General features: G+C 71.4%; 20 protein-coding genes. 9 read left to right on the top strand and 11 right to left on the bottom strand.

The features are described 5' to 3' along the window. Nucleotides 1–18: 18 nt before the first annotated feature. Together SLV14N_RS34660 and SLV14N_RS34655 are read left to right on the top strand one after the other, a co-directional pair. Nucleotides 19–3,168, top strand: a complete 3,150-nt coding sequence (locus tag SLV14N_RS34660) for a BTAD domain-containing putative transcriptional regulator (RefSeq protein ID WP_263272490.1) — start codon at nucleotides 19–21, stop codon at nucleotides 3,166–3,168. Between the two features lie 190 nt (nucleotides 3,169–3,358). Further along, on the top strand, nucleotides 3,359–4,279 hold the full coding sequence (locus SLV14N_RS34655; RefSeq protein ID WP_263272489.1) for a serine protease: 921 nt from the start codon (nucleotides 3,359–3,361) through the stop codon (nucleotides 4,277–4,279). A gap of 120 nt (nucleotides 4,280–4,399) precedes the next feature. Here the strand turns inward: SLV14N_RS34655 and SLV14N_RS34650 are convergent, their stop codons facing one another. Next, entirely contained in the window at nucleotides 4,400–5,059 is a 660-nt protein-coding gene (locus SLV14N_RS34650) for a DNA alkylation repair protein (protein ID WP_263273374.1), read from the bottom strand. 132 nt (nucleotides 5,060–5,191) lie between these two features. Beyond that, a complete protein-coding gene (locus SLV14N_RS34645; RefSeq protein ID WP_263272488.1) occupies nucleotides 5,192–5,935 on the bottom strand; it encodes an alpha/beta fold hydrolase in 744 nt (247 codons plus the stop codon). 95 nt (nucleotides 5,936–6,030) lie between these two features. On the opposite strand from SLV14N_RS34645, the gene SLV14N_RS34640 reads away from it, so the two are divergent. Next, nucleotides 6,031–6,993 carry a YafY family protein gene (locus SLV14N_RS34640; protein WP_263272487.1) on the top strand — a complete coding sequence of 321 codons (963 nt, stop codon included), beginning with the start codon at nucleotides 6,031–6,033 and terminating at the stop codon, nucleotides 6,991–6,993. Between the two features lie 57 nt (nucleotides 6,994–7,050). Here SLV14N_RS34640 and SLV14N_RS34635 read toward each other — a convergent pair whose 3' ends face one another. The 4 genes from SLV14N_RS34635 to SLV14N_RS34620 all read right to left on the bottom strand — a co-directional run bounded on the left by SLV14N_RS34635 (nucleotide 7,051) and on the right by SLV14N_RS34620 (nucleotide 10,224). Further along, nucleotides 7,051–7,581: a DedA family protein gene (locus tag SLV14N_RS34635; protein WP_208686470.1), complete on the bottom strand. Its 531-nt coding sequence runs from the start codon at nucleotides 7,579–7,581 to the stop codon at nucleotides 7,051–7,053. Next, nucleotides 7,578–8,306, bottom strand: a complete 729-nt coding sequence (locus tag SLV14N_RS34630; protein ID WP_263272486.1) for a class I SAM-dependent methyltransferase — start codon at nucleotides 8,304–8,306, stop codon at nucleotides 7,578–7,580. The genes SLV14N_RS34635 and SLV14N_RS34630 overlap by 4 nt, the downstream gene beginning before the upstream one ends. Nucleotides 8,307–8,672: 366 nt before the next feature. Next, entirely contained in the window at nucleotides 8,673–9,170 is a 498-nt protein-coding gene (locus tag SLV14N_RS34625; protein WP_208686466.1) for a DUF1772 domain-containing protein, read from the bottom strand. A 406-nt stretch (nucleotides 9,171–9,576) separates the two neighbouring features. Continuing rightward, nucleotides 9,577–10,224, bottom strand: a complete 648-nt coding sequence (locus tag SLV14N_RS34620) for a cysteine hydrolase (protein ID WP_208686464.1) — start codon at nucleotides 10,222–10,224, stop codon at nucleotides 9,577–9,579. Between the two features lie 373 nt (nucleotides 10,225–10,597). On the opposite strand from SLV14N_RS34620, the gene SLV14N_RS34615 reads away from it, so the two are divergent. The 3 genes from SLV14N_RS34615 (at nucleotide 10,598) to SLV14N_RS34605 (ending at nucleotide 14,236) form a co-directional block, all read left to right on the top strand. Next, nucleotides 10,598–11,062, top strand: coding sequence for a pyridoxamine 5'-phosphate oxidase family protein (locus SLV14N_RS34615; protein WP_208686463.1), 465 nt, complete (start codon nucleotides 10,598–10,600; stop codon nucleotides 11,060–11,062). A 227-nt stretch (nucleotides 11,063–11,289) separates the two neighbouring features. Next, on the top strand, nucleotides 11,290–12,750 hold the full coding sequence (locus tag SLV14N_RS34610) for an acyl-CoA synthetase (RefSeq protein ID WP_208686461.1): 1,461 nt from the start codon (nucleotides 11,290–11,292) through the stop codon (nucleotides 12,748–12,750). Between the two features lie 154 nt (nucleotides 12,751–12,904). After that, nucleotides 12,905–14,236 carry a carboxyl transferase domain-containing protein gene (locus SLV14N_RS34605; RefSeq protein ID WP_263273372.1) on the top strand — a complete coding sequence of 444 codons (1,332 nt, stop codon included), beginning with the start codon at nucleotides 12,905–12,907 and terminating at the stop codon, nucleotides 14,234–14,236. Between the two features lie 32 nt (nucleotides 14,237–14,268). On the opposite strand, the gene SLV14N_RS34600 is transcribed toward SLV14N_RS34605, so the two are convergent. Continuing rightward, nucleotides 14,269–15,177, bottom strand: coding sequence for a LysR family transcriptional regulator (locus SLV14N_RS34600; RefSeq protein ID WP_208686459.1), 909 nt, complete (start codon nucleotides 15,175–15,177; stop codon nucleotides 14,269–14,271). A gap of 74 nt (nucleotides 15,178–15,251) precedes the next feature. Here SLV14N_RS34600 and SLV14N_RS34595 point away from each other — a divergent pair, with 74 nt between their 5' ends. Continuing rightward, nucleotides 15,252–16,322 carry a DMT family transporter gene (locus SLV14N_RS34595; protein WP_208686457.1) on the top strand — a complete coding sequence of 357 codons (1,071 nt, stop codon included), beginning with the start codon at nucleotides 15,252–15,254 and terminating at the stop codon, nucleotides 16,320–16,322. Between the two features lie 264 nt (nucleotides 16,323–16,586). Here the strand turns inward: SLV14N_RS34595 and SLV14N_RS34590 are convergent, their stop codons facing one another. Continuing rightward, nucleotides 16,587–17,918, bottom strand: a complete 1,332-nt coding sequence (locus SLV14N_RS34590; RefSeq protein ID WP_263272485.1) for an aminotransferase class I/II-fold pyridoxal phosphate-dependent enzyme — start codon at nucleotides 17,916–17,918, stop codon at nucleotides 16,587–16,589. Nucleotides 17,919–17,953: 35 nt separating this feature from the next. Here SLV14N_RS34590 and SLV14N_RS34585 point away from each other — a divergent pair, with 35 nt between their 5' ends. Both SLV14N_RS34585 and SLV14N_RS34580 read left to right on the top strand, forming a co-directional pair. Next, on the top strand, nucleotides 17,954–18,619 hold the full coding sequence (locus tag SLV14N_RS34585) for a pyridoxamine 5'-phosphate oxidase family protein (protein ID WP_208686453.1): 666 nt from the start codon (nucleotides 17,954–17,956) through the stop codon (nucleotides 18,617–18,619). Between the two features lie 9 nt (nucleotides 18,620–18,628). Then, the gene (locus SLV14N_RS34580) at nucleotides 18,629–19,285 is read left to right on the top strand and encodes an FMN-binding negative transcriptional regulator (protein WP_263272484.1); all 657 of its coding nucleotides are present in this window, start codon (nucleotides 18,629–18,631) and stop codon (nucleotides 19,283–19,285) included. Between the two features lie 72 nt (nucleotides 19,286–19,357). Here SLV14N_RS34580 and SLV14N_RS34575 read toward each other — a convergent pair whose 3' ends face one another. The 3 genes from SLV14N_RS34575 to SLV14N_RS34565 all read right to left on the bottom strand — a co-directional run bounded on the left by SLV14N_RS34575 (nucleotide 19,358) and on the right by SLV14N_RS34565 (nucleotide 22,266). Beyond that, nucleotides 19,358–20,341 (bottom strand): DMT family transporter, encoded by a 984-nt coding sequence (locus SLV14N_RS34575; RefSeq protein ID WP_263272483.1) that lies wholly within the window; start codon nucleotides 20,339–20,341, stop codon nucleotides 19,358–19,360. A 178-nt stretch (nucleotides 20,342–20,519) separates the two neighbouring features. Next, a complete protein-coding gene (locus SLV14N_RS34570) occupies nucleotides 20,520–21,686 on the bottom strand; it encodes a DMT family transporter (RefSeq protein ID WP_263272482.1) in 1,167 nt (388 codons plus the stop codon). 49 nt (nucleotides 21,687–21,735) lie between these two features. Further along, nucleotides 21,736–22,266 (bottom strand): Clp protease N-terminal domain-containing protein, encoded by a 531-nt coding sequence (locus tag SLV14N_RS34565; protein ID WP_208686447.1) that lies wholly within the window; start codon nucleotides 22,264–22,266, stop codon nucleotides 21,736–21,738. Nucleotides 22,267–22,500: the final 234 nt, after the last annotated feature.

The following is a 22,500-nucleotide window of genomic DNA, read 5'->3' as shown; positions in this document are numbered from 1 at the left end:
CCATGGCAAAATCAGCGGGTGCAGATCGGGATGCTGGGTCCGTTCGAGGTTCGCACGGACGACGGCGGATTGGCCGACGTGCCGGGCGCGCGGCTGCGCGGGCTGCTGATCGCCCTCGCGCTCAAGCCGGGGCATGTGGTCCCGAAGGCGTCACTCGTCGACTGGATCTGGGGGGAGCACCTGCCCGCAGGTGCGCCGAACGCACTGCAGCGCTTGGTTTCCCGGCTGCGGAGGGCACTGCCGGACGGGGTGGTCGAGAGCCGGCCGGACGGCTACCGGCTAGCGGTGGAGCCCGACGCCGTCGACGCCGTGCGGTTCGAACGCCTCGTCATCGCGGGCCAGGCCTGCACCGAGGACGGCTCCCGGCGGGTGCGGCTGCTGCGCGAGGCCCTCGAACTGTGGCGCGGTGCGGCCATGCAGGACGTCGGTCTGCGGGACAGCGCCGCCTTCGACGCCGCGGTCGTCCGGTTCGAGGGGCTGCGCCTGACCGCCACGGAGGAGCGGGTCGACGCGGAGATCACCCTCGGGCGCGGCGCGGAGAGGGTCACGGAGCTGACCGACCTGGTGGCCGCGCACCCGCTGCGGGAACGGTTCGTCGCCGCACTGATGCGCGCCCTGGTCGCGGCAGGCCGCGACAGCGAGGCGCTGCTGGTGTACCAGCACGCGAGGGAAGCCCTGGCCGACGCGCTGGGCGTCGACCCCTCGCCGGAGCTGTCCGCTGTGCACCTCGCGCTGCTGCGGGGTGAGCTGGGGCGGCGGGAGACGAGCCGCAGGACCAACCTGCGCGCCGAGCTGACCACCTTCGTCGGCAGGGGCGCCGATGCCGCCGCGGTCCGTGAGCTCATCGCCGGGCACCGGCTCACCACCGTGATCGGACCGGGCGGCTCGGGGAAGACCAGGCTGGCCACGGAGACCGCGCGCACGCTGCTCGGCGAACTGCCGGACGGGGCCTGGCTGGTGGAGCTCGCCGCCATCGGCACGGACGGCGACGTGGCGCAGGCGGCTCTCGCCGGGCTCTGCCTGCGGGACTCCCTGCTCGGCGGGGCCCCGAACGCGGAGCTGACGGACCGGATCATCGCCGCGATCCGCGAGCGGGAGGCGCTGCTGATCCTGGACAACTGCGAGCATGTGATCGAGTCCGCGGCGTCGTTCGCCCACCGGGTGCTCGGGGAGTGCCGGCGGCTGCGGATCCTGGCGACGAGCCGGGAACCGCTCGGTATCACCGGGGAGGCGCTGTGGCCGGTCGAGCCGCTGGCCCTGCCGGAGGGGGACGCGGGGCCGGGCGAGATCGAGTCAGCACCCGCCGTCCAGCTGCTGCGGGACCGGGCCGGGGCGGTGCGCCGGGATCTCGCGGTGGATGCGCCCACGCTGGCGACGATGGTCCGCGTCTGCCGGGCGCTGGACGGGATGCCGCTGGCGATCGAACTGGCCGCGGCCCGGTTGCGCACCATGTCCGTCGACCAGCTCGCGGGCCGGCTCGACGACCGGTTCCGCCTGCTGACCAGCGGCAGCCGGACCGCGCTGCCGCGGCACAAGACGCTGCGCGCGGCGGTCGACTGGAGCTGGGAGCTGCTCACCGACGCCGAGCGGACGGTCCTGCGCAGGCTTTCGGTGTTCTCCGGCGGGGCGAGCCTGGAAGCGGCCGAGCAGGTCTGCGCGGGCGACGCGGTCGAGCAGGAGCAGGTGCTCGAACTGCTCACCGCGCTGGCCGAGAAGTCGCTGCTGCTCGCCGAGGGCGACAGCGCCCCGCGCTACCGCATGCTGGGCACGATCAAGGAGTACGCCGGGCACCGGCTGGCGGAGGCGGGGGAATCGGACCTGGTGCGCCATGCGCACCTGGCCTACTTCACCGAGCTCACCGAGACCGCGGAGCCGCACCTGCGCCGCGCCGAGCAGCTGGACTGGCTGGCCACGCTCGGGGCCGAGCACGACAACATCGGTTCCGCGATGCGTGGTGCGCTCGCGGCGGGCGAGGCGCAGGCGGCGATGCGGCTCGCGGCGGGCGCCGGCTGGTACTGGTGGCTCAGCGGGCACAAAACCGAGGGCATGGAGCTGATCACCGCGGCCACCAGGACGCCCGGCGAGGTGACCGACGACGTCCGGGCCACGGTGTACGGCCTGGTCGTGCTGTTCGTGACCTCCGGGCCGGGCGACGAACACCAGGCCGCGGAGTGGATCCACAAGGCGTACCGGTTCAGCCGGCGCAGTCGGGGCGGCCACCCGCTGATGGGGTTCATCGTCCCGCTGGAACGCATGCTGCAGGCGCCGGACGCGTTCCTGCCCGCGTTCGAACCGCTGCTGGACGCCGAGGACCCCTGGGCGCGCGCGCTGGCCCGGCTGCACCTGGGCAAGATGCGGATCGTGCTCGGCCATGGCGGACAGGAGGCGGACGCCTACCTGGAGAAGGCGCTCGCCGAATTCCGCGCGCTCGGCGAGCGGTTCGGGATCTCGTTCGCCCTGACCGAGCTGGCGGAACGGATCGCCGTGCGCGGAGATCTCGCCGGTGCGTGCGCACACTATGAGGAGGCGATCGCGGTCGTCACCGAGATCGGCGCCACCGAGGACGTCATGCGCATGCGGTCACGGCAGGCGCGGCTGTACTGGCTGCTGGGCGACAAGGACGCCGGTACGGCCGCCCTCGCCGAGGCACAACGGTGCGCGGAACGGGTCACCTGGCCGGGCGCGCTGGTCTTCCTGGCCCTCGCGAAGGCGGAGTTCGCCCGGTGGGGCGGCGACTCCGAGGAGGCGCACAGGCAACTCGGCGTCGCGGTGGCCGTGTTGGGCGACGAAGCGGACCAGGCGAGCCTCCGCGCGGTGACGCACGACGTGCTCGGCTACCTCGCCGACGACCCCGGCGAAGCCCGGGCGCACCGCGCGGCGGCCTGCGAGGCGGCGTCCGAGGCAGGACACGCGCCGCTGATCGCGCAGGTGCTCGTCGGGGTCGCGGACCTGGCACTGCGCCGCGACGAGCACGAGCAGGCCGCGCGGCTGCTCGCCGCGAGCGCGGGCGTGCGCGGGCTGCCGGACCGCTCCCACCCGGACGAGGCGCGGATCGAGCAGACCGCACGGCGCCATCTCGGCGACGCGCGGTTCGCCGAGGCGACTCGGGAGGGGACGCGGGCCAGCTGGTCCCAGCTGGTCGAGATCACGCTCGCTTCCGGCGGATAGCCGCTCGCCCCGCGCACCGCTCGCACCACCCACCGCTCGCACCGCACACCGGTCGCACCACACGTCACGCATCCGCGCACTGGTGTCACAAATCGCCGGAAACGCAACCGAACAGGCGGATCCCCCCTCTCTTGCAGAGCGGACTGACAGCCCCTGTCCGCCGCCTGCACCAGCCGAGGAGGCATCCACTATGTCCGAGACATCCACTTCCGTGATCCGGCGTCGTCGTGGCCGGTCCATGGGACTCGCCGCGGCCGGTACGGCCCTCGTCCTCGCTGCCCCGACCCCGGCGACGGCCTTAGCCGGCCAGGCCCGCCCCGCCCCGGCCGACCCGGTCTCCGTCTTGACGTACACCGCCAAGGAACGCCAGGAAGCCCTCGCCTACTGGACACCCGCCCGCATCAAGGCTGTCGGGAAGTCCGTGGACCTCGGTCCGAACGGACCGAAGGCCAAGCCGTGGCAGGGCACCGCCATGAAGACCGTCGGGCGGCTCTTCTTCGTCAACGCGAACGGCGCCGATACCTGGTGCACGGCCACTGCCGTCACGAGCGCCAACCGCTCCGCCGTGATGACCGCGGCACACTGTGTGCGCCGGGGCTCCTCTCCCTACAACACCAACATCGCGATGGTGTTCGTCCCCGGCTACAGCAAGGGCAAGATGCCCCACGGCGCATTCGCGGTCCGCACCGCCGTGACCCCACGCAGCTGGGAGCAGGACTCCACCGACGACCTGTCCACGCTGGTCGTCGACACCGACAAGAGCGGCCGCAAGCTCACCGACGTCGTGGGCGGCCAGGACATCGCCTTCAACCGCCCCGTTGGCGGCACCATCTCCGCCTTCGGCTACTCCGCCACCCGCCCGCAGCTCGGCGAGGAACTCCTCCGCTGCGTCGGTACGGCGAAGAAGAAGAGCGGCGTGCAGGCCATTCCCTGCGACATGAGTGGCGGCTCCAGCGGCGGCCCGTGGCTGGCCGACTTCAACGCCACCACCGGCAAGGGAGTCCTGGTCTCGGTCAACAGCGCACTGGACTCCCTGACACCGACCGAGATGCAGGGCGAAGTGCTGGGAGCCATGGCCAAGAAGGTGTACGACCGGGCCCAGAACGGCTGACACAGAGGCACGGGAACCCCGGGCCGGGCCTGGCCAGGCCAGGCCAGCGAACGCACCACCGGCAGGCGTCACCATGCGACGCCAGGCGACGCCTGCTGACGCCTGCTGAACGCGAACCTTCTACTTATCGCGCTGTCGGCGCACCATCTCACTGATCCAGATGGGCGCGAACGGAGAAGTGCAGCCCGGGGAAGTCGGGTAATCCTTGAGCACCTCCAGGCGCTCACCGATGTCGAGGGCACGGGTGCGGTGCTCGGAGTGCTCGATCCCGATCTGAGCCAGGCAGTGGTTCATCGCCCACTGGAGGCGATCCGGGGCGTCTTTCATCTCCGCCTCGATGACGTCGAGCAGCCCTGCGAGGTCAAGACCCTCGGGCTTCTTCGTCACGCGTTCGGTCGTCAGCGCCCAGCCCGCACTCGCGACCACGGGATCCGGATCGGCGGACCAGGCCCGGCGCAGCTCTTCGGAGTGCGGGTTCTTCTTCACCACGTAGTTCACAAGCCAGTCGTGCACCTTGGGTGTCCGCGCCTCGCGCGCCATGACGTCCAACTCGTCACGCTCGAACGCCTTCGGGCGGCAGATCAGGAGCGCCAGCAGTCTCGCCGCGGTGTCACCCGTCTTCCAGAGACGGCACGCGAGTTCCTGCTGCGTCTTCAGCCGCTTCGCGAGCGCCCGCAGCTTGCTGAGGTTCACACCGTGATCGTCACCGTGTTTCTCGTTCACCGCGCGCGTCTTAGGGTCCTCGAGAGCGGCCAGCTCGGCCATCACCTCGGCCACCATCGTCCCGGTCGGCGTCGTCCCGGCCACCTGAGCCTCCTGTCCCTCACCTGCGAAATTCAGCCTACGACGGAAATCCGCCTCCTGTCGTACAGCCGGCCATGGGACGGCACGCAGCGGAGCAGGCCCTCGCTGTCAGCGTCCGGAAGAGGCGGCTGCGTCGAGGGTCGTGGCGAGTTCGACGGGTGTGGACAGCATGGGCCAGTGCCCGGTGGGCAGGTGGAAGCGCCGCCACGGTGGCTGGTTGAGGAAGTCCAGCGTCGGCACCCCGGCATCCAGCAGGGCCTTGGCGTCGTGGCAGGCAACCACGACCTGGTCGACATCAGGGCCGAGTTCATCAGGGCGGGTCAGCCGCTGTTCGAAGGTGCGAAAGGGCTGGGGCGTGGCGCGGGTGCGCATGAGGTCGAGCTGGTCCTCGTCGAGCCCTTCAAGGGTGCTGAACGCGCTGAGAAGCTCGAAGGGCGGCAAGGGCAGCCGCCATCCGTCTCCGTGCTCGGCAACCTGCTGGTGCAGTTGGCCCACCACGTCGTCCGACATGACGTCGAGCAGGCACGTGTCCTCGGCGAAGGGAGCACTGTCGACATAGACCAGGCGTTCCAGCCGCGGTCCGAGACGTCCCGCAGCGCCGGTGACGGGGACCGCCGCGTAGCTGTGCGCCACGAGGGTGACCTCGCGCAGGTCCCGCTCCACGACGAACGCGGTGATGTCGTCGATGTGCGTGTCCAGGCCCACCTCCGGGGTGGCGAGGTCGGATCGTTCGCCCAGGCCGGTCAGCGTCATCGGCAGCACCACGTGCCCACGCTCCCGCAGCGCATGGGCGGTGGCGTCCCATGCCCAGGCTCCGAGCCAGGCGCCGGGGACGAGTACGAAGGTAGCCATGCGGTTTCTCCTTGGATTTCAGGGGTTGCGGCGAGAGTAGAGTCCATACAGGACAGTTTCCGCCCTGAAATGCCGAGTGATCCATGTCATACCCCTTGACGCGCGTACTGGCCCTGCTGGAACTCCTCCAGACACACCCGGGGCTGACCGGTGTACAGCTGGCGGACCGCCTGGGGACCGATGTGCGCACGGTGCGGCGCTACGCGGCACGCCTGCGCGAGCTGGGCATTCCGGTGGAATCGGACCGGGGCCGCTTCGGTGGCTACCGGCTGGCCCGCGGCTACCGGATGCCACCGCTGATGCTCACCAACGAAGAAGCGCTCGTGGTCATGCTGGGCCTGCTCGCCGGGGAGCGTCTGGGCATGAGCACCACGGCTCCCGCCGGCGCCGGTGCCCTTGCCAAGATCGAACGAGTCCTCCCGGACCCTCTGCGTGCACCGCTGGCCGCCATGCGGGACACCCTGTCCTTCACCACCAACACGGTGCTCGCGCAGGCCCCCGAAGCAGGCGTCCTGCTGACCCTGGCGCAGGCCTGCCGCTCCGGTCACACCGTCGGGCTGCGCTACCGCTCCTGGCACCAGGAAGACACAGAGCGCGATGTCGACCCGTACGGGGTGGTCTTCCATTCCGGGTGCTGGTACCTCGTCGGTCACGACCACCTCCGTGACAGCCTGCGCACCTTTCGCATCGACCGGATCGCGTCCGCCACGACCGGCGCGGCAACGTTCACCGCCCCCGACGGCTTCGACCCGGTTACCCACCTCACCGCATCCCTGGCCCGAACACCCGCCCCGTGGCAGGTCGAGGTACTGATCGAAGGCCCCATCGAGGACATCGCGCGCCGGCTGCCCCGCACGATCGTCACCCTCACCGCCACACCCACCGGCGTACTGATGCGCGCGCAGGCCGCCCAGCTGGACAGCGTGGCGCGCCTGCTCGCCTCTCTGGAATGGCCCTTCACCATCCGCAGCCCCGACCAACTGCGCCAATCCCTCAAAGACCTGGCCCAACAGCTCACGGCCGCCGCCGAACGACCCCCCGGGGACACTCCGAAGTAGAGGACATCGGAACAGCCCGTAGACGAGCGCTCCTTGGGAGCATGCGACTCTGACCGGCTACGGGCCTCCGATCGCGGAGAGGTGCTGGGCGGAGAAGGCTGCTGTGTAGCCCGCGCCGCTTTCCACACTCGCCCATGTGACGGAGGCCAACGCACTGTACGGGGCGATATGGCGGTACGGCAGGCCAACGATGCCGGCCAGGTGCGGGGCAAGGGTCCGCATCACAGGCACAAAGCGGAAGATCAGGAGGGTTTGGCCGGCGCGCTTTGTCATGAGGGTTTCCGCTCGCTGCCACGCCGAGGCAGGAATGCGGCGGCCGAGCTTCCCGGTGCGTAGGCGATTGCCCAGCAGCTGACCGGTTCGATGACCAAGAGCGTCCCCGATCACGACAGCACTTGCAGCGACTCCGATGACCCACAACAGATTCATGCTGCCGGCACGGGCCAAGGCCCCCGCGGTGAGCATGAGAGCGAGAGTGGGGATGACGGCACCCACCAGCAAAATGGATTCCGCAATGATTGCCGCGGCCAGCACCGTGTAGGCGGTGGCAGGGGGAATCTGGCTGAGCAGAGTGGTGAGTCCGCTCATCGCAATATGTCCGACCGGACGGCCAACAGGTCCGGGGCGTTGACCGTATCGATGGGGCGGCGCAGTTGCCACACCTGTGCAGGTGGCAGATTTCCCCACACCGTCCAACAGCCGACCGCGTACTGGTTGTGGTATTGGTTCAAGAGATCTTTGACGTCGCGTTGACGACGGGCCTCTGGGCGGGATGTCAGCAAGGCGCGGACCCAGCGACTGCCGCAGTAGGAAAAGTAGGTGAGAGTGCCCCCGGGGCGGAGCAGTTCCATGTAGCGGCCCATGATCTCCTCAACCTGTCCCGGGGCGAAGTTGGAGAACGGCAGGCCGGAGACGATCACGTCATAGCGGCGGTCAGTGGTGAGCTGTTCGACAAATGCGTTATGGACGCGCACTTGCTCCTGCTTTTCCAGCAGGTTCGGATAGCCGCGAACCAGGCGACGCAGATGTGCGGCAAAATGAGGGTTCGCTTCTACGATGTCCAGCCGGCTTCCCCGAGGTATCCGAGGGAGCAGGACTCGTGTGACCGAGCCGGTACCCGCGCCCACTTCCAGGACATTCGAATTCCGCGGCGCTCGTCTCAGCAACGGGTCAGCCAGCATGTTGGCCAGCGACTTGCTGCTGGGGGCAATGGAACCGACCGTGCGATGGTTCCGTACCGATTCCACCAGGAAGGTCCATCCTTCGGTCGTACGCTGAGCCCGGGCGCGGCTGTGAGAAGTGTGCTCATTCATTGAGAAATGACATTCCTGGGGGATGCGAAGCGGCCGTGTGCGTCACACCGCACTTCGAGGGGAAGGGGATCAGGTCTTGACCCATCCTCGAATGCACAGGTCAGCGCCGTCCTCCCCCACAGGAACCCAAAGCCGGACTGTACTGAAGTGCCACCACGGGCCCCGACGTCATTCTCTGGAGGGACGGCCGCCCACCCTGGGACCTAGGGGGTTTCGTCGGGATCAGCCCCGGGGGGATCGCCGCATCACCGCGGCCCGTAGCGCCCGTGGAGTCACCGGTCACCAGTCACCGGTCACCAGTCGCCAGTCACCGTTCAACGTGCAGCCCCTCTGCGGCTGGCCACAGCGGCACCACGCGGTTCTCAACTAGGACTTGTCCGCCCGATCATGTTCGGGGCGGGTGACCGGACGTAGCCCGCGGACGGCGAGGCCGATCAGCAGGCCAAAGGCTGCGAGGGCCGTGAGCGTGCGCATGTTGTTGAACAACTCCCAGCGCCCCAGGATCTCTGCGTGTTCGGCCGGGGCTGAGGTAACCGCCCATCGCTTGATCTGTCCGTTGATCGGCACGTTGCCGAACCGGGTTATCAGGAAGGAAGCGAGGGTCAGCAGACTTGCCGCACCCGCGATCAGACGGGCGCGGCCGCCTGTCAGGACGGCGAGGGTCAGCGAACTGAGGAACGCCGTGCCCATCGCCGCCTGCATGGTGATGCCGTTCATCTTCATCAGTTCGGCATGGAACGACAGCCGCATGCCGAGCGGTACGGCATTGAAGGTCGGGACGAGATTGGCCGCGCCGTAGCCAAACGCGCCGGCGAGGAGGCCGGTGGACAGCAGGGCGAGTCCGTGGACGATTCTGATGCGCATGTTCGTCGGCTCCAGTGCGTTGGCTCTTTGGGGCGTGTGGTCGGCTCTAGCAGGTGATGAGCAGGGGGCCGGGGCTGCCACCAGCGCGGGGTTCGGCGGCATCTCCATGAATGCAAGGGTTGCGGGGTACCCGCTATAAGTCCAAGATCTTGATCTTCTGCCATCCAGAACCGTCAGTTATGGCCCTCGGTACCTGCGGTACTGGGGACTTGTCCGGTCGTTCAGGTGAATGCTCCGTGGTCAGGTCGTTGATGTGGACATTGGTCGGTCTCGATCAGCAGGCAGTGGCAGAAGGGCATGGCGCCCGTGGTCCTCGACGGCACGCTGATCGAGTCGGACGCCTCGCGGGAGTCCGGGAGAAATGCGACCGGCCGCGCCCGCCCGTCCGGCCACCCGCCGCCCCGGGTCAGCGGCCACGGCGCGGCCGTCTCCAACTGGTCAGGACCTCATCGGTGGTGGTGACGGTGGCGACCAGCGCGAGGGTGTTGCGGACCATCGCGGGGGTGTAGTCGGCAGGCACCCCCGCGATGGCGTCCGCGGGCACCACGGCCGTGTAGCCGAGGTTGACCGCGTCGAAGACGGCATTGGGGATCGCCACATTCGCCGACACCCCGGTGACGATCAGCGTCCGGCACCCGAAGTTGCGCAGCAGCGCGTCCACCTCGGTGCCGGCGATCGGCGAGAGACCGTGCAGTCTGCGCACCACCAGGTCGTCGTCGGAAACGGGTATCGGGTCGGCGACACGGACCGCGGTGGACCCGGTGAGCTGCTGGACTGGCAGCCGCGCGGCCGCCTTGAACAGGCGGGCGTTGTGGCTGGCGCCGCGGCCGTCGGGACGGCGTTCGGCGACCGCGTGCAGCACCTGGACGCCGGTGTCATGGGCGGCCGCCACCAGCCTGGCGACGTTCGCCAGCGCCCCCGACGTGCGGGCCGCGTCGGCGAGTTCGGGCAGTGCGCTCTCCGGGCCGACCACCCCGCGCTGGCACTCGACGGTGAGCAGCGCCGTCGTGGCCGGGTCCAGTTGGCCGATGATCCGTGCAGCGTCCGAAGGCATCGCATTCCCCTCTGGCGGGTCTGAGTTCTCGCGGGTCTGATGTTCTCGCGGGTCTGTTTTCCGACGGGCTTTCCGACGGGCTTTCCGACGAGCCTGATGCCCGTCCGACGGGCTTTCCGACGAGCCTGATGCCCGGCGGGCCTGATTCCGGGCGGGACTGCAGGGCGGCGGGTCTGCAGGTGCGGCGGGACCGGGTCCCGGACGGGCGCTTCCCGACGGGCCGGTTCGAGGCGGGCGAGGCTATCGGGCATTGCGCACGTCAGGAAGAGCCCTCATGCTTTCCGACACCGGTTTCTGACGGCCAGTCAGGCAGCTGGGTGTCAGGTGAGCGGTCAGTGCCGCACGGGCGGCACACGGCGGAGGGCGAGGACGGATGGCCGACACACAGCGGCGCGGGCGCCGGATCATGATGACGCGGAACGAGCTCGACGTCTTCCTCGCGGCGCAGCGCACCTGCCGGGTCGCCACGGTCGGTGGCGACGGTGCGCCGCATGTCGGGGCGCTGTGGTTCGTCTGGGACGGTACGGCACTGTGGCTCTATTCGATCACCCGCAGCAGGCGCTGGGCGCAGTTGCGCACGGACCCGCGGATCGCGGTGGTCGTCGATGACGGGCACGAGTACGTCGAGCTGCGCGGGGCCGAGCTGGCGGGCCGGGCGGAGTGCGTCGGCGAGGCGCCGCGCACCGGCGAGCCGTGCCCCGAACTGGGCGCCCCGGAGCGGCTCTTCGCGGAGAAGTACTTCGGGATGTCCGAGATGCCGCACGACGGCCGGCATGCATGGCTGCGGCTGACGCCGGAGTCCGTCGTGTCGTGGGACTTCCGCAAGATCCCGGGGTGAGGCGTGGGCGCCGCGCGGGTGGTGGCCGCGGCAACGGGGCCGGGTGAGCGCCGCGCACGAGCAAGCTGATCGCCGCGGACGGCGAGGCCGGTTCGTCCCGAGGTGATCGCGTTGTCGGTGGTCTCTGCGAGAGTGGTGGGGGTCAGCCCGTCCCGTACCGGCAGGTGCGGGAGCGGGACGGCCCGGCCGCGAGGTGGCCGGGCCCCGACGAGGACGAAGGAGATCCGGTGAACGTGCTCTTCCCCGCGCTGCGCGACGCTTCGCCCGCCCCCGCGCTGCGCTTCGGCGATCGCAGTCTCAGCCATCGCCAGTTGGCGTCGGTGGCGGGTGCGCTCGCCGAGCGGATCGCCGGCGAGACCCGTATCGCCCTCTGGGCGACGCCGACGCTGGAGACCGCGGTCGGTGCGGTGGCCGCGCTGCTCGCCGGGGTGGCCGTGGTGCCGGTCAATCCGAAGATCGGTGAGAGCGAGCTGGCGCACATCGTGGCGGACAGCGTTCCCTCGCTCGTCCTGGCCGAGCCGGGTGTCGATCTGCCGGGGCCGCTCGCCGCGCTGTCCCGTATCGACATCGAGGCCGCGGCGCCGCCCGAGGAGGCCGCACCGGCCCCGCTGCCGAGCGAACCGGGCGAAGAGGCACCGGCCCTGATCGTCTACACCTCCGGCACGACCGGGCCGCCCAAGGGCGTCGTCCTCCCCCGGCGCGCCCTCGCGCACACCCTCGACGCGCTGGAGGACGCCTGGCAGTGGACCGCCGAAGACGTCCTGGTGCACGCCCTGCCGCTCTTCCATGTCCACGGCCTGATCCTCGGTGTCCTCGGGCCGCTGCGCCGCGGCGGCAGTGTGCACCACCTGGGGCGCTTCAGCACCGAAGCGGTGGCGCGGGAGCTGTCCGCGGACGGCACGATGCTGTTCGGGGTACCGACGATGTACCACCGCCTGGCCGAAGAGGCGGGCCGGAATCCCTCGCTCGCCAAGGCGCTCTCGCGGGCCCGGCTGCTGGTCTCCGGCTCGGCCGCGCTGCCGCTGACCGATCATGAGCGGATCGCGGCGGCCACCGGCCGACGGGTGATCGAGCGCTACGGCATGACGGAAACGCTGATGAACACCAGCGTCCGGTCGGACGGCCCCGATGCCGCGGGCACGGTCGGCGTACCGCTCCCGGGGGTGTATGTCCGGCTCGTCGACGAGGCGGGCAACGCCATCGAGGCGAACGACGCCGAGACGGTCGGCGAGATCCAGGTCCGCGGCCCGAACCTCTTCGTCGAGTACCTCAACCGGCCCGATGCCACCGCCGCGGCCTTCGACGGCGGATGGTTCCGCACCGGCGACATGGCGGTGCGTGACGCCGCCGGCAACTACCGCATCGTGGGCCGTAAGGCCACCGACCTGATCAAGAGCGGCGGCTACAAGATCGGCGCGGGCGAGATCGAGAACGCGCTGCTGGCCCACCCTGGCGTCGCCGAGGCCGCCGTCACCGGCGCGCCGGACGAGGACCTCGGCGAGCGGATCGTCGCCTGGATCGTGACGGAGAGCGGTCCGGACGCCGGGCCGACGCCGTCCGCCCAGGAACTCGCCGACCATGTCGCCCGCCAGCTCGCGCCGCACAAACGCCCCCGCACCGTGCACTTCCTGGACGCCCTGCCGCGCAACGACATGGGCAAGATCCTCAAGCGTGAGCTCCGTGCGTAGCGGCGGCGCCGGGGTCGGGGGCGCGGGGAACGGCGAGTCCGCAGGGCACCACGGTGGCGACGGGGCCGCCGCCGGCGACCGGACTCCCGCGGGCAACTCTGCCGCCACGACGTTGCCGTGCGCCCGGCTGACAGCCCGTCAAGCCATCGCTGCGGTGGCGGACACCTACAGCGAGGCGGCCGTGCCCGACGGTCGCGGCACCCCGTCCGGGGCGTCGTCCGCACCGGACGGCCCCCTCGGCTGGCGCGGCTACGAGGACGCCCGGGCCCGCGCCCGGGAACGGACCGGCGAGGACGAGTCAGTGGTCACCGCGCTGGCCACGATAGGCGGCCGGGAAACGGTCGTGCTCTCCTTCGAGTTCCGCTATCTGGGCGGCTCCCTCGGCGAGCGCACCGGCGACCGGCTGGAGGCCGCCTACACCCATGCGCGCGAGCACGGCCTGCCGGTCGTCTCACTGATCGCCACGGGCGGCAGCCGGATGCAGGAAGGGATGCGCGCGCTGACCCAACTCCAGCGGGTGGCACGGCAGTCGGCGCTGAACCGCGCCGCGGGGCTCCCCCAGCTCGCGGTGCTGCGCGATCCGACGACCGGCGGCGGCTGGGCCACCCTGGGTGCGGCCGCCGATGTGATCCTCGCGCTCCCCGGGGCCCAGGTAGGCTTCGCGGGCTCGCGGGTGCGTCCCCCGGACGCCGACCCCGCCGCCTACACCGCCGAGGGTCAGCTGGCGGCCGGCCAGATCGATGCCGTCGTCCCGCCCGACCGGCTGCGCGCCACGCTCCAGCGGTGGCTGCAACTGCTCGGCACACCTCGGGAGTTCCGCGTCGAGGCGGTGGAGCCCGCGCCCCCGCCGGACGCGCTCGGCGCACCCGAACCGCCGGAGTCCGGCTGGGGTGCGGTGGTCCGGGCCCGCGCACCCGGCAGGCCGCGGGCCGAGGCGTATCTGCGCGCATACTTCGACGACTGGGAGGAGATCGGCGGCGACCGCTGCGGCGGCGTCGACCCCGGGATACGGTGCGGATTCGGTCACCGTGAAGGGCGCACCCTCGCCTTCGCCGCCCAGTGCGGTACGGCTACCCGCCCGGCCGGTTTCCGTACCGCCGCGCGGCTCGTCCGGCTCGCCGACCGGCTCGGCATCCCGGTCCTCACCCTCGTGGACACCCCGGGCGCCGCCAACGACGCGGCGGCCGAACGGGCCGGTGCCGGGGCGGCCATCGCCGACACCTTCGCGGCGCTCGCCACCGCCCGGGTGCCCGTCACTTCCTTGCTCATCGGCGAAGGCGGTTCGGGCGGCGCACTGGCCCTGGCCGCACCGGACCGGCTCTGGGCCACGCCGGACAGCTACTTCTCCGTGATCGCCCCGGAACTGGCCGCGGCCATCCTCAAACGCGACGAGACACAGATCCACGAGACCGCGGACCAACTCCGTATCCGGCCAACGGACTTGCTGGATCTGGGTGTCATCCGCGGCATCGTCCCACCGGCCTGAGAGGAGCCGGGAGGCCGTCGGCGGCGGCCGTCTCAGGAACCCTGCAGGCTCTTCCCTGCCGTACGGAGCGCTCCCACGGCGGCCCGGATCGAGGGCCTGCGATCGGCATCCGCGCGCCAGATGGCATAGACATGGCGGCGCATCGTATGGCGTACGGGCACCACACTCACTCCCTCCGGCACCGGCCCACGGCCGAGACGTGGAGCCACCGCGACGCCCAGCCCGGCCGCGATGAGGGCGAGCTGGGTGCCGTGCTCCTCCGCCATGTGCGCGACACGCGGCTCAATGCCCTTGCTGCGCAGCGTGAACATCAGCCATTCGTTACAGAACTCCCCCTGGGGCCAGGAGATCCACTCATCGTCGGCGAACTCCTCCAGCTCCACGGAACGCCGCCGGGCCAGCGGATGGGTGGACGGCATCGCCACATCGGCCGGATCGTCCAGCAGCGGGGCCTTCGCCAGCCCGTCGGGCAGGGACAGCGGCCGGTTGTACCAGTCGAGGACGACCGCCAGATCGATATCGCCGCGTACCACTCCGCGGACCGACTCGTCCGGCTCCATCTCCGTCAGCCGCGCCCGTAGTTGGGGGTGCTCGGCGCGGAGAGTGACCAGCGCGGCCGGGAAGAGCCCCCGTGCCGCGGTGGGAAAGGCACCCAGCCGCAGCTCGCCCACCGCCTGGCCGCGATGCGCTTCCAGCTCGGCCTGGGCCAGCTCGACCTGCGAAAGGATGCGCGTCGCATGGTCGGCGAGCAGCCGTCCGGCGTCGGTCAGCCGCACCCCGCGCCCGTTCTTGGCCAGCAGCTGCTGGCCCGTCTCCCGCTCCAGCTTGGCGATCTGCTGTGAGACCGCCGAGGTCGTCACATGCAGCCCGTCGGCGGCCGCGCTCACCGAACCATGGCGGGCGACCGCGCTCAGCGTCCGTAGGCGATCAAGGTTCAACATATAAGCAATGCTAAGCGATACCGGCCACTAATTCTCGATTGTGCTACGACGTTGCACCCCGCATCGTTGACCTCATGAGTACCGCCACCGGCGCGCCCACCGCCTCCGCCGACACCACGACCTCTCCGGCCACGACCGCGGGCCCCACGGCCGACAGCGACACCGCGACCACCGCGGCCACCTCGCTCCGCAGCGCCACCGCGACCGCGGCTCCGACGGCCCGCGGCCGGGCCCGCGGCTGGCAGCTCCGCTTCGCCGTCCTCTCCCTCGTCTGGGGCTTCAGCTTTCTCTTCATCAAGGTGGGCACCCAGGGCTTCGCTCCGCTCCAGGTGACGCTGGGCCGGGTCGCCTTCGGTGCGCTGGTACTGCTGGCCGTCCTCGTGGTCAAGCGCGAGCGGCTCCCCCGGTCCGCCCGGACCTGGGCCCATCTGACCGTTGCCGCGTTCCTCCTCAACGCGCTGCCGTTCTCCCTCTTCGCGTATGCCGAGCTGACCATCCCCTCCACACTGGCCGGCATCTGCAACGCCACCTCACCGCTGTGGGGCATGGCGCTGTCGGTCGTCGCGCTCTCCGAGGACCGCCCCACCCGGCGCCGGGTGGCCGGCCTCGGCCTCGGGTTCCTGGGTGTGCTCACCGTGCTCGGTGCCTGGCAGGGCTTCGCCGGCACGGATCTGACGGGCACCGTGATGGCCCTGGGCGCCTCGCTCTGCTACCCCATCGGCTGGATCTACGTCCGCCGCACCCTGGCGGGCGTCTCGCACTCCCATCTGTCCATGTCCGGCGCGCAGCTGCTGCTGGCCACCGCCCAACTGGCCGTGGTGACACCGCTGTTCACCACCGCACCGACCGGCTACCCGATCATCCCGCTGCTCGCCGTCTTCGCCCTGGGCGCCCTGGGCACCGGCCTCGCCTTCCTCATCCAGTACGGCCTGGTCGCCGAGATCGGCCCCACCACCGCGCAGATGGTCACCTACTTCATCCCCGTGATCGCCACCGCGGCCGGCGTGGCCCTCCTGCACGAACAGCTGAGCTGGAACACCCCGGTAGGCGCCCTCATCGTCCTGGCAGGCGCCGCCCTCACCCAGAGCAGGCCGCGTCCGAGCCGACCGACGGTCCCGCCGACCGGTTCGAGCACCACCAACTGACGACACTCACCCGGAAGCCTGGTCCCCGAGCCCGAGCCCCAGCCCCCGTCCCAACCCCAGGCTTCCGAGCCCCCGAGCCGCCCCTCGGGGGCTCCGCCATGCGCACCCCACGCCTCGCCATGCGCACCCCACGCCTCGCCATGCGCTCCTCGCGCCGCCATGCCCTCCTCACGTCGCGGCGTCAACATCCTTGGCTGCTACGGGCGTTCCACCCCCGTACCACAGAGTCGATGCGTGCGCATCACGATGCCGTGGCCGCCGCCCTCACTCGTACCGCCGCGCCTCCCCCACCCCCGTCGCCGCGGCAACGGCGTCCGCCACCGGGATGATGTCGTCGTCGGAGAGGCCGGAGACCGTGATGCGGATGCCGGGGGGCGAGTGGAGGCGGAAGCGCGCGCCCGGGGCCACCGCCCAGCCGGAGTGCAGCAGCCGGGCCACCGCGCCGGTCTCGTCCGGTACCGGTATCCAGACGTTCATCCCGCTGCGGCCGCGCGCACGGACTCCGCGCTCCGCCAGCGCCCGTATCAGCGCCCCCCGCCGCCGGCCGTACGCCCCGGCCACCGCCTTCGGGTCGATCGCGGAGGTCCGCCACAGGTGGACGACCGTGTCCTGGAGCAGATGGCTGATCCAGCCCGGGCCGAGGCGCTGACGGCCGCACACCCGGTCAATGGTCAGCGGATCACCGGTGAGCACCGCAAGGCGGAGGTCCGGGCCGTACGCCTTGGCCGTCGAACGGACCAGGACCCAGTGGTCGGTGATCCCGGTCAGCGGATGGAGCGGGAGGTCGACGATGCCATGGCCGTGGTCGTCCTCGATGAGGAGGATGCCGGGGTCTGCGGCCAGGAGGGTGCGGAGTTCGGTGGCGCGGGTGCGGCTGATGGCGGCGCCGGTGGGGTTCTGCGCCCGGTCGGTGATGACGACGGCACGGACGCCCTCCTGGACCGCGCGCGCCAGCTGCTCCGGCAGCGGGCCCTCGTCGTCCACTCCGACCGGGACGGTGCGCAGTCCGAGCGCCGGGATGAGGTCCAGCAGGCTGCCCCACCCCGGGTCTTCCACCGCCACGGCGTCGCCGGGCCGCAGATGGGCGGCCAGCACCCGCTCTATCGCGTCCAGCGAACCACTGGTGACGGCGACGGGGGCCTCCGTCACGCCGTCGGCGGCGAACGCCGCGCGGGCGAGGGCGGCGAGGTCGTCATCCACGGCCGGTGTGCCGTAGAGCGCGGGGCGCCGTGCGCTGCGCGCGGCGGCCTCGGCCAGCGCCCGCTCCAGCGGCGGCAGCAGGGACGGATCGGGATTTCCGTCGGAGGCGTCCCGCACGCCCGGCGGCACCTCCACCCGCAGCGCCTCACGTGAGGTGCTCGCGGGGCGGGGGCGCACCCGGCTGCCGCGCCGGCCCGCGGTTTCGATCACCCCGCGGTCGCGGAGGGTGCGGTACGCAGCCGCGACCGTATTCGGATTGACCTCAAGATAGACGGCCAACTCCCGCAGTGGAGGCAGCACTTCGCCTGGTTGGAGCTCGCCCGCACCGACGGCTCGCTCGACGCTGGCGGCAATGTCCGATGCGCGCCGCCCTTCGATCCGATACTCTCCTAGCACAAACTTGATTATGCACTAGTACAATGGAGAACGCAATGGCCCGAGCCGAGTCGTACGAACCGACCGCGCGCACGACCCCCACCCGCGCCCGCGAACGCGCCGCCTATGACCACGAGACGGTGCACGCCATCCTCGATGCGGGCTACGTCTGCCACCTGGGCTTCGTCCGTGACGGTTCCCCGGTCGTCCTGCCGACGCTCTACGGCCGGGTCGGCGACCGCCTCTATCTCCACGGTTCGACCGGATCCCGCCCACTGCGGATGGCCGGCGCGGCACCGGACCCCGGCCTGGAGGTGTGTGTGACGGTCACCCATGTCGACGGTCTGGTCCTGGCCAGGTCCGCGTTCCACCACTCCATCAACTACCGCAGTGTCGTGGTGCACGGCACCGCACACCAGGTGACCGACGAGGAGGAGAAGACGGCCGCGCTCGACGCGCTCGTCGATCATGTGCTGCCCGGACGCGCCGCGGACTCCCGGCCAGGCAACGCCAAGGAACTGGCCGCCACCTCCGTGATCCGTCTCGACCTGCACGAGGCCTCCGCCAAGATCCGCGCCGGTGGGCCCAACGACGAGCCGGAGGATCTCGGGCTGCCGTACTGGAGCGGCGTCCTTCCGGTGGCACCCGTGTACGGCGCCCCCATACCGTCCGACGACCTCGCGCCCGGCACGCCCGAGCCGGCGTACCTCTCCGCCCGCTGAGGAGCCACCGTGCTGATCCACCCCTGGGACGCCCCCACCGAAGACGCCGAGTGGCAGCAGTGGCTCGCGGCGCACGACTTCGGCCAGCTGGCCGCCAATGGACGGCCCGGCGAACCTCCCGTGCTGCAGCCGCTGCACTTCGCCTACGATCCGGCCCGCCGCGAGGCCGTCACGCATCTGGCCCGTCCCAATCCCCTCTGGGGCGCGCTGGAAGACCGGCCGACGGTGCTGCTGAGCGTGGTGGACGACTACACGTTCATCCCCGGCCCCTGGCAGGCGGCCGAGGACCAGCCGCCCGAGCACGGCGTCCCCACCAGCTTCTACGCCGCGGTCCAGCTGACCTGCACCGCCCATGTCGTGGACGACCCGGAGGCGAAGGCGGCGCTGCTGCAACGGCAGATGGGCCACTTCCAGCCGGACGGCGGCTCGGCCCCGGTCGCCGCGGGTGCGGCTCCGTACGGACGGCTGCTGTCCGGCATCCGTGGCCTGCGGCTCGAAGTGCGGGAGGTACGCGCCAAGTTCAAGTACGGGGGCAAGCGGAGCGAAGCCGTCCAGCACCGTGTCTCGGAACGCCTCGCCGAGCGGGACGGCCCCGGGGACGCGGCGGCCCGCACCCACCAGCAGCGCAGGCTGGCCGCGGCCGGCACGGGGAAGCCCGCTGTCTGACGGGCACCCGCCGCCCCGGGGGCCCGGACGTCCGGGTGCCCGGCCGACACCGCCGGCCGGGCACCCGCGTCCTCAGCCCGCCACCGGCGCCGCCGACCGCGCGGCCGTCACCGCCCCGCGCGCCTCGGTCACCGCCAGCGCGGCAACGGCCGTCAGCAGCACACCCGTTCCGATCGCCGTCGCCATGGTGAGCCGCTCCCCGAGAAACAGCACCGCGATGGCCGCGGCCGACACCGGCTCGATCAGTGAGATCACGGACGCGGTCGCGGCGCGGACGACGGCCAGGCCCGCGAAGTACAGCCCGTAGGCCAGTGCCGTCGGCACCGCCGCGATATAGGCCAGCAGGCAGAGGCTGCGGCCCAGGTCGTGCGCCTGGGGCCACAGCCCCTCCACCGCCGCGAGCGGCAGCAGGCACAGCGCGCCGACCGCGAAGGCGCTGACCGTCGAGGCGTACGGATCGCTGCCGCCGCCCTTGCCCAGCCGCCGGGTGATCAGCGTCATCGCGGCACAGCCGGCCGCCGACAGCAGGGCATAGCCGATCCCGGCGGGACGGACGGTGGCACCGCCATCGCCGCCGAGGACCAGAACCGCCAGCCCGGCCAGCGCCCCGGCAACGGCCAGGACCCCGCCCGCGCCGAGCCGTTCGCCCATCGTCACCCGCGCCCCGATGGCGATGAGGACGGGACCCGCCCCCATGGTGACGACGGTTCCCACGGCCAGCCCGGTGGCTTCGACGGCGGCGAAGTAGGCGGCCTGGAAGACGGCGAGAGCGATGCCCGTCATCACGATCCGCATCAGGCGCCTGCGCCGCGGCTCATACGGGGCGGGCGTGGGAACGGCGACGGTGCCGGACCGGCGGCGCAGCAACGCCCGTACGGCGAGCAGAAGAATCAGCCCGCCGAAGGTGCGCCAGAAGGTGAGGGCGAGCGGGCCCAGTCCGCTGCCGCGGTAGAGGAGGGCGGCGGCCGCGCCCGCGGTGCCCCAGGCGGTCGCGGCGAGGGTGACGTACAACAGCCCCCGGCCCACGGGCAGGGCGGAGGAAACAGTGGCATGCATGGGAGAGGTGCTCCGGGAAATCCAGGACGGCGTCATACGCCGTGGAATGGTCGCTTGATCCCGTGTGCAGGCAGCGACAAGCGGCTCGGGAACCAGCCCGGGCCGGGGTTTCCTCGGAGGCCGCCGCCCGCTTTACGCGGCGGGCGGGGACAGCACAGTCAAATACATGATCGATACCCTATGGCGCACAGGAACCGGCCGACAAGTCGTCCCCGGTCCGGGGCGCGGACGCCGGGGTACCCGGGGGCTCCGGGGACCCGCTGCCCCCGGGGGCACCCACGCCGTCACCCGTCCCCGCCCCGGCTCCGGCCACCCGTACCGTCTCCGTCGCCTTCGGCTTGGCCGACTGCGCGATGAAGGCACCGGCCAGCACCACCGCCCCGCCGACGATCTGCGGTGCGGAGAGATGCTCGCCGAGCAGGACCCAGGCCAGGACCGTCGCGATGACCGCCTCCAGACAGGCGACCACTCCGGCCACCTGCGGCGAGAGCCGGCGGATCGACACCACGCCGGTGAGGTAGGCCGCCACCGTCGCGATCAGCACGATCCAGGCGAGCAGGAGAACGGCCGGCACCTGCGTCCCGTTCATGTCCGCACCACCGCCGAGCACCGCCCAGTCCATGCCCCAGGGGCGGGCGATCACGGTGAGGAGGGCGGCGCCGATCAGCAGGCCGTAGGCGATCACACCGAGCGGGTCCACCGCATCGTCGCCGTCGGAACCGTGATCGGAGAGCACGAAGTAGCCGACCTGGCAGCAGGCCGCGCCGAGCGCGAGCGCAAGGCCGATGACGTCGAAGCTCAGCCCGGACCAGACCTCGACGACACAGGCGAGCCCGCCGACGGCCAGCACCACACCGACCGCCGCGGCCCGGGTGACCGGCCGTTTCTGGACGAAGCGGACCCAGCCCAGCACAAGGGCGGGCGCCAGATATTCGATGAGGAGCGCGACGCCCACGGGGATACGGGAGAGCGCGGCGAAGTAGCACGCCTGGACGCCGGCGACGGCGAGCAGCCCGTACCCCGCGAGCAGCGCGGGCCGGCGGCGCACCAGATCCCGGTGACGCCAGGCGACCGGCAGCATGACCAGCGCCGCCCCGGCCACCCGCAGCCAGGTGACCTGCAGCGGTTCGAGGCCGGCGGATATCAGGGGCTTGGCGGCGACGCCCGAACCGCCGAAGGCGAGCGCGGACAGCAGGGCGATACCGAGGCCGGCACCACGTCCCCCGGACGTCCGAAAACGGCGCACCCCGAGGGCGGGCGATGACTGCTGGGCCCCCAAGGACCCGGAAATTCCCTGGCCCGAGCCGGTCGATGATCCTGCCGGGCTCCCCGAAGACGCGTGCATCCGGCCATCATGGCAGCCGTGGTCAGCAGCGCCACCCCCGAGACCCCTGTCAGTCTTGGCCGGGACGCTCTCCGTCCAGACGGCCGGCGAGCCGGGCGGTGTCGACGGAGGCCCGGCGCAGCACCTCGACGGCCCGCGATTCGGGGTCGTCCACCAGCGCGGCGAGCAGGTCGAGGCAGCCCGCGCGGGTGGCGTAGCGGGCATGGGCACGGTCCAGGGCGCCGTCCATGGCGGCGGCCGCGGCCGGTGACCATCCCGGGACGGCACCCTCGGCAACTACGGGGACCGCACCGGAATCCTCAACGGTGCCGTGCCACTGGAGTCCGTAGCCGATGCTGCGCTGGACGAGGTAGCCGAGCAGCCGGGCGACCTGCGGTGCACCGTCGAAGACATCGCGTACGGCGGGGTCCCATTCCAGGAGGCCGTGCAGCAGATGCGCGGTGTCGACCTGCCGGTCGCCGTCGCGGGTGGCCCGCCTGCGGGCAGCGGATACGACCGACGCGAGCTCGACGGTGAGCTGTGTATCGAGGTCCTCCGGGGCGGGGCTCTCGCCCCCACTGTACGCAGTACGGTTTTGCACAGCACCCACCCCACCAGCCCCTGAGCGCCGGGACATCACCGGCGGGAAGCATTTGCGTCTCCCACGCTGGTTGCGCACGGCGCACCCGATCTCATCCTTGCGGAGGAGATGCAGAGGAATAGTGGAGGCCGGACATACAGGGACGGGGCGACCGCGCACCTGCCAAGGCCCCCTCCCCAAAACCTGACGACTCATCAGCAATAGCGGGGACCTCGCTATTGAACCTTCACCCCG

Origin of the sequence: Streptomyces sp. Je 1-4 4N24 (genome assembly GCF_026239515.1) — a bacterium.
GTDB classification, from domain to species: domain Bacteria; phylum Actinomycetota; class Actinomycetes; order Streptomycetales; family Streptomycetaceae; genus Streptomyces; species Streptomyces nigrescens.
This window is presented reverse-complemented; position numbering and strand designations above follow the sequence as displayed.